The organism is Streptomyces sp. NPDC002156 (assembly GCF_053593675.1).
Genome location: NZ_JBSFDA010000307.1, coordinates 1 through 5,585, shown reverse-complemented (window position 1 = coordinate 5,585; position 5,585 = coordinate 1). Strand labels below are relative to the sequence as shown.

Genomic DNA, 5,585 nt, shown 5'->3' with positions numbered 1-5,585 from the left:
TGTTTTTCTCCTGTGTTATCTTCCGTTGTCAGTTTTTAACTAAGCTTATCGAGTAGACGGCGGGGTTGTCAACCGCACTTGGGGGGGGCGGCACCCGGAACTTCCGGGTGCCGCCCCTCGCGTATGCCTGGGTGTTACGCAGCCAGCCTCGCCAGTGCCGCGTCGATGCGGGTCAGCGTCTTCTCCTTGCCCAGGACTTCGAGGGACTCGAAGAGGGGCAGGCCGATCGTGCGGCCGGTGACGGCTACGCGGACCGGGGCCTGGGCCTTGCCGAGCTTGAGGCCGTGGGCCTCGCCGGCGGCCAGGACGGCCTCCTTCAGGGACTCGGGGGACGTCCAGTCGGCCGCCTCCAGCTTCTCCCGCGCCGTGATCAGGAGGGCGTCGCTGCCCTCCTTCATCGCCTTCGTCCAGGACGCCTCGTCGGTGGCCGGCTCGGGCAGGAACAGGAAGTCGACGTTGTCCGTGATCTCCGAGAGGACCTTGAGGCGGGTCTGGGCGTGCGGGGCGATCGCCTGCCACTTCGCCTCGTCGAAGGCCTCCGGCGACCAGGGCGCGAAGGGCGCCTGGAGCCAGGGTGCGCAGCGCTCCGTGAAGTCCTTCACGTCCAGCAGCCGGATGTGGTCGGCGTTGATCGCCTCGCACTTCTTCAGGTCGAAGCGGGCCGGGTTGGGGTTCACGTCCGACACGTCGAAGGCGGCGACCATCTCGTCGATCGAGAAGACGTCCTGGTCCGCCGAGAGCGACCAGCCGAGCAGGGAGAGGTAGTTGAGCAATCCCTCGGGGAGGAAGCCGCGCTCCCGGTAGAGGTTCAGGCTCGACTCCGGGTCGCGCTTCGAGAGCTTCTTGTTGCCCTCGCCCATCACGTACGGCAGGTGCCCGAAGGAGGGGATCTGCTTCGCGATGCCGAGTTCGATCAGCGCCTTGTACAGGGCGATCTGGCGCGGGGTCGACGACAGGAGGTCCTCGCCCCGCAGGACGTGCGTGATCTCCATCAGCGCGTCGTCGACCGGGTTGACCAGCGTGTACAGGGGCGCGCCGTTGGCTCGTACGATCCCGTAGTCCGGGACGTTCTCCGGGGTGAACGTCAGTTCGCCGCGGACCAGGTCCGTGAAGGTGATCGTCTCGTCGGGCATCCGGAAGCGGACGATGGGCGTGCGGCCCTCGGCGGTGTACGCGGACACCTGCTCGTCGGTCAGGGCGCGGCAGTGGCCGTCGTAGCCGGAGGGCCGGCCGGCCGCGCGGGCGGCGTCGCGGCGGGTGTCCAGCTCCTCCGTGGAGCAGTAGCAGTAGTACGCGTGGCCCGCTTCCAGGAGCTTGGCCGCCACGTCCTTGTAGGTGTCCATGCGCTGCGACTGGCGGTACGGCGCGTGCGGGCCGTCGATCTCGGGGCCCTCGTCCCAGTCGAAGCCCAGCCAGCGCAGCGAGGACAGCAGCTGCTCGTACGACTCCTCGGAGTCGCGGGCGGCGTCGGTGTCCTCGATGCGGAAGACGAACGTGCCGCCGGTGTGGCGGGCGTACGCCCAGTTGAACAGGGCCGTACGGACCAGGCCCACATGGGGGTTACCGGTGGGCGACGGGCAGAACCGTACTCGGACGGCGGGGGCGGGTGCGCTAGCCACGCTTGACAACCTTGTTGGTGAGAGTGCCGATGCCTTCGATGGTGACGGCGACCTCGTCGCCGACGGTGAGCGGTCCGACGCCTGCCGGGGTGCCCGTGAGGATCACGTCGCCGGGGAGCAGCGTCATGGCCTCGGTGATGTTGACGATCAGGTCCTCGATCGAGTGGATCATCTCGCTGGTGCGGCCGAGTTGGCGCTGTTGGCCGTTGACCGTGAGCTGGATCGTCAGGTCGGACGGGTCGAGGTCCGTCTCGATCCAGGGGCCGAGGGGGCAGCTGGTGTCGAAGCCCTTCGCCCGCGCCCACTGCTTCTCGCGCTTCTGGACGTCCCGCGCGGTGATGTCGTTGGCGCAGGTGTAGCCGAGGATGACGTCCTTGACGCGCTCGCGCGGGACCTCGCGGCACATCCGGCCTATGACCACGGCTAGTTCGGCCTCGTGGTGCAGTTCCTCGGTGAAGGAGGGGTACTGGATGTCGTCGCCGGAGCCGATCACCGAGGTGGACGGCTTGAAGAAGGCGAACGGGGCGTCGGGCACCTCGTTGCCCATTTCCTTCGCGTGCTCCGCGTAGTTGCGGCCGTAGGCGACGACCTTGTTGGGGAGCACCGGCGGCAGCAGCCGGACCTTGTCGAGGGGGACCTTCGTGCCGGAGAGTTCGAATTCGGCGAACGGGATGCCCTTGATGATGTCCAGGACTAGTTCGTCCGGCTTGTCGCCCTCGACCGCGCCGAAGGCGACGTTCCCGTCGATGGAGAATCTGGCGATGCGCACGGGATTCCTGCGCCCCTCTGCTGGTCCGGCTGGAGTCTGACGCTCCAGGCTAACGCGCCGCGAGCAGGCGCCTCGCGCAATATGCCGAGGGCGCCCATGGCCCTCGTACGACCGGAAGCGGGTACGAGGGGCAGAGGCGCCCTTGACACACAGGCATTCACAGGGTCCGCCCTGAACGGCGGGGCGGCACTTGCGCGTACTACTCGGCGACGGAGGCCGCGACCGGGGCTTCCATGAGGATGGTGCGGCGCGGGTTGGCGGTCTGGGTGGGGAGGTCTACGGAGTGCTCCGGCTGCTCGACGGGCGTCAGTTCGTCGGCGTCCGTGAGGTGGGCCAGCGTCGTGCGCCGCGGGTTTGCGATGTTGTGGAACATCGTCGTCGTCTTCACTGTTGTAGTCCTCGACCCTGTCGTGTCCGGGCGCTCGGCGGGGCGGAGAGCCGCCACCCGCGCGCGGGTTGTCGGATTTGCCATCCCTGTAAAGCGTCAGGCTAAACATCCGATTCCCTGGGGAAGTCACGGAGACCCCTTGAACGGCGTGTGAGTTTGCTCACGAGTCCATGGGCAAACCGGTCAATCCCGGCCTTCAAGTCGCCTCTACGAAACGGACATTGCTTCACTGAAGCCCTCATTCCGCTCCTGATCATGGCGACCTGGACACCATGACTATCCATGCGACTCGTGGAATTCCGCCCCATATGCGTGGGTTCGCCCTGCACGCCTCGTGACGCAGTGCTCACAAGGCGTCATCGTCGTCACACCGTGACCCATTGGCCTTGTTGGAGATCCGGCACTGTGCTGGAATTCCACGGACCGCCGCGGGATACGAGCCGGCGCACAGGGGGCGCGAAGCAGCGCCGAGCGGCGGCACGTAAGGGGGAACCAGCGCCGGGTTACTCAACGACCACCATGGGGGGCGTATTTCAGGGCGCCCCCTATACGCCGACACCGTCCGTCCGTTCACGCGGAAGGGCGCCTGGTCCAGAGGTTGCGACGCTAGTGCAGGGACGTTTCAAGAGGGATGGCAGCGCTTCGGCGGAGCCGGAGCCACACAACGGAGCCGGTAACGGTTCCTCCCCCCAGCACGCCCAGAACCCGGGCCAGGCAGCTCTGACCGGCGACAACGGCGAGCGGTCTACGCGCCTCGGCAGTGGTGCGCCCGGCGGGCCCGGCGGCAAGGGCGCGGTCACCGGCGCCCCCGCGGCCGCCCCGCCACCGGTGAAGCCGGCCAAGGGCCCGAGCGGCCCCGGTACGCGAATAGCCCTGCGCAACTGGCGGATCTCGACCCGTCTGGTCTCGCTGCTCGCGCTCCCCGTGGTCGCCGCGACCTCGCTCGGTGCGCTGCGCATCAGCGACAACATGGACGACATCCAGCAGCTCGACAACATGCGGCTGCTGACGGACATCACCAAGCAGGCGACCGAGCTGTCCGCCGCGCTCCAGGAGGAGCGCGACCAGTCGGCCGGTCCCCTCGCGCACGGCGCGCCCGCCACCGACTACAGCGTCAAGGGCGTCCGCGAGAAGACCGACCGGGCCCTCGCCAACTTCATCGACGGCTCCGAAGAGATCGACACCGCCAGCAAGAACGGCAACCTGGAAGGTGTCCGCGACAGCCTTGTGGGGCTCGTCAGCGAGCTGGCCGACATCAGCGAGATCCGCAGCAACGCCTACGAGGACCCGAACAACTCGACGCAGACGGTCGAGTCCTACCACCGGCTGATCACCCAGCTGCTCGACCTCTCCCAGGACATGGCGGAGGCGACCAGCAACCCCGAGATGATCACCCGCACCCGCTCCCTGGCCGCGTTCTCCTCGGCCAAGGAGTACGCGTCCATCCAGCGCGCGGTCATCGCGGCGGCACTGCCCGAGGACAACAAGACCGTCGGCGACCTCTCGGAGAACGACCGGCTCTACGCCGACTCGGCGCTCGGCAGCCAGGAATCCGAGCTGGACAGCTTCAAGAGCATCTACGGCGACGGCGCCGAGGAACTCCTCCAGCCGATCGACGACGGCAACCCGACGATCACCGCGGCCGACCTCTACGCCAAGCGCATCCTGCAGAGCAGGGACGGCATCCAGGGGCTGCAGAGGCGCTCCTACAAGGACTGGATCGACGACGACTCGGCGAAGATCCAGCAGATGAAGACCATCGAGCTGACGCTGCTCAACGAGATGGAGCAGAAGGCTCGTGAACTGCGCAACGAGGCCGAGCAGGAAGCGATCGTCTCCGGTGCGCTGATCCTGCTCGTCCTCGGTGTCTCCCTGGTCGGCGCCTTCGTCGTCGCCCGGTCCATGATCCGCTCGCTGCGCCGCCTCCAGGACACCGCGACCAAGGTCGCCCAGGACCGGCTGCCCGAGTTGGTCAAGCAGCTGTCGGAGTCGGACCCGCAGGACGTCGACACCTCCGTCGAGTCGGTCGGTGTGCACTCCCGGGACGAGATCGGCCAGGTGGCCGCGGCCTTCGACGACGTGCACCGCGAGGCCGTCCGCCTCGCCGCCGAGCAGGCCCTCCTCCGGGGCAACGTCAACGCGATGTTCACCAACCTCTCGCGCCGCTCCCAGGGCCTCATCCAGCGTCAGCTCTCGCTCATCTCCGAACTGGAGTCCCGCGAGGCCGACCCGGACCAGCTCTCCTCGCTCTTCAAGCTCGACCACCTCGCGACCCGTATGCGCCGGAACGGCGAGAACCTCCTCGTCCTCGCCGGTGAGGAGCCCGGCCGCCGCTGGACCCGCCCGGTCCCGCTGGTCGACGTGCTCCGCGCCGCCGCCTCCGAGGTGGAGCAGTACGAGCGCATCGAACTGTCGTCCGTGCCGACCACCGAGGTCGCCGGCCGAGTGGTCAACGACCTCGTGCACCTCCTCGCCGAGCTGCTGGAGAACGCCACGTCGTTCTCCTCCCCGCAGACCAAGGTCAAGGTCACCGGTCACGCGCTGCCCGACGGCCGCGTCCTGATCGAGATCCACGACACCGGCATCGGCCTCTCCCCCGAGGACCTCGCCGCGATCAACGAGCGGCTCGCCGCACCGCCCACCGTGGACGTGTCGGTCTCCCGCCGCATGGGTCTGTTCGTGGTCGGCCGCCTCTCGCAGCGCCACGGCATCCGGATCGGCGTGGTGGAGTGCCTGGCCAGCATGTCCTCCAGCTGGGCACGCATCCGGAGGATCTCGTTGGCCGCGATCTCCAGGTCGGAGACCTGGC

At 68.0% G+C, this 5,585-nt stretch carries 4 protein-coding genes; 1 reads left to right on the top strand and 3 read right to left on the bottom strand.

The genetic code is table 11. The annotated features are described in order from the left end of the window. Window positions 1-134: 134 nt before the first annotated feature. From gltX to ACWCRB_RS48725, 3 genes are all read right to left on the bottom strand, one after another. Window positions 135-1,619: a glutamate--tRNA ligase gene (gene gltX / locus ACWCRB_RS48735; RefSeq protein ID WP_451002206.1), complete on the bottom strand. Its 1,485-nt coding sequence runs from the start codon at window positions 1,617-1,619 to the stop codon at window positions 135-137. After that, window positions 1,612-2,388, bottom strand: a complete 777-nt coding sequence (locus ACWCRB_RS48730) for a fumarylacetoacetate hydrolase family protein (RefSeq protein WP_451002205.1) — start codon at window positions 2,386-2,388, stop codon at window positions 1,612-1,614. The genes gltX and ACWCRB_RS48730 overlap by 8 nt, the downstream gene beginning before the upstream one ends. Before the next feature lie 199 nt (window positions 2,389-2,587). After that, window positions 2,588-2,776 (bottom strand): hypothetical protein, encoded by a 189-nt coding sequence (locus ACWCRB_RS48725; protein WP_235474602.1) that lies wholly within the window; start codon window positions 2,774-2,776, stop codon window positions 2,588-2,590. 609 nt (window positions 2,777-3,385) lie between these two features. On the opposite strand from ACWCRB_RS48725, the gene ACWCRB_RS48720 reads away from it, so the two are divergent. Continuing rightward, window positions 3,386-5,585, top strand: a 2,200-nt coding sequence (locus ACWCRB_RS48720; protein ID WP_451002204.1) for a nitrate- and nitrite sensing domain-containing protein, incomplete at its 3' end; no start/stop codon positions are given.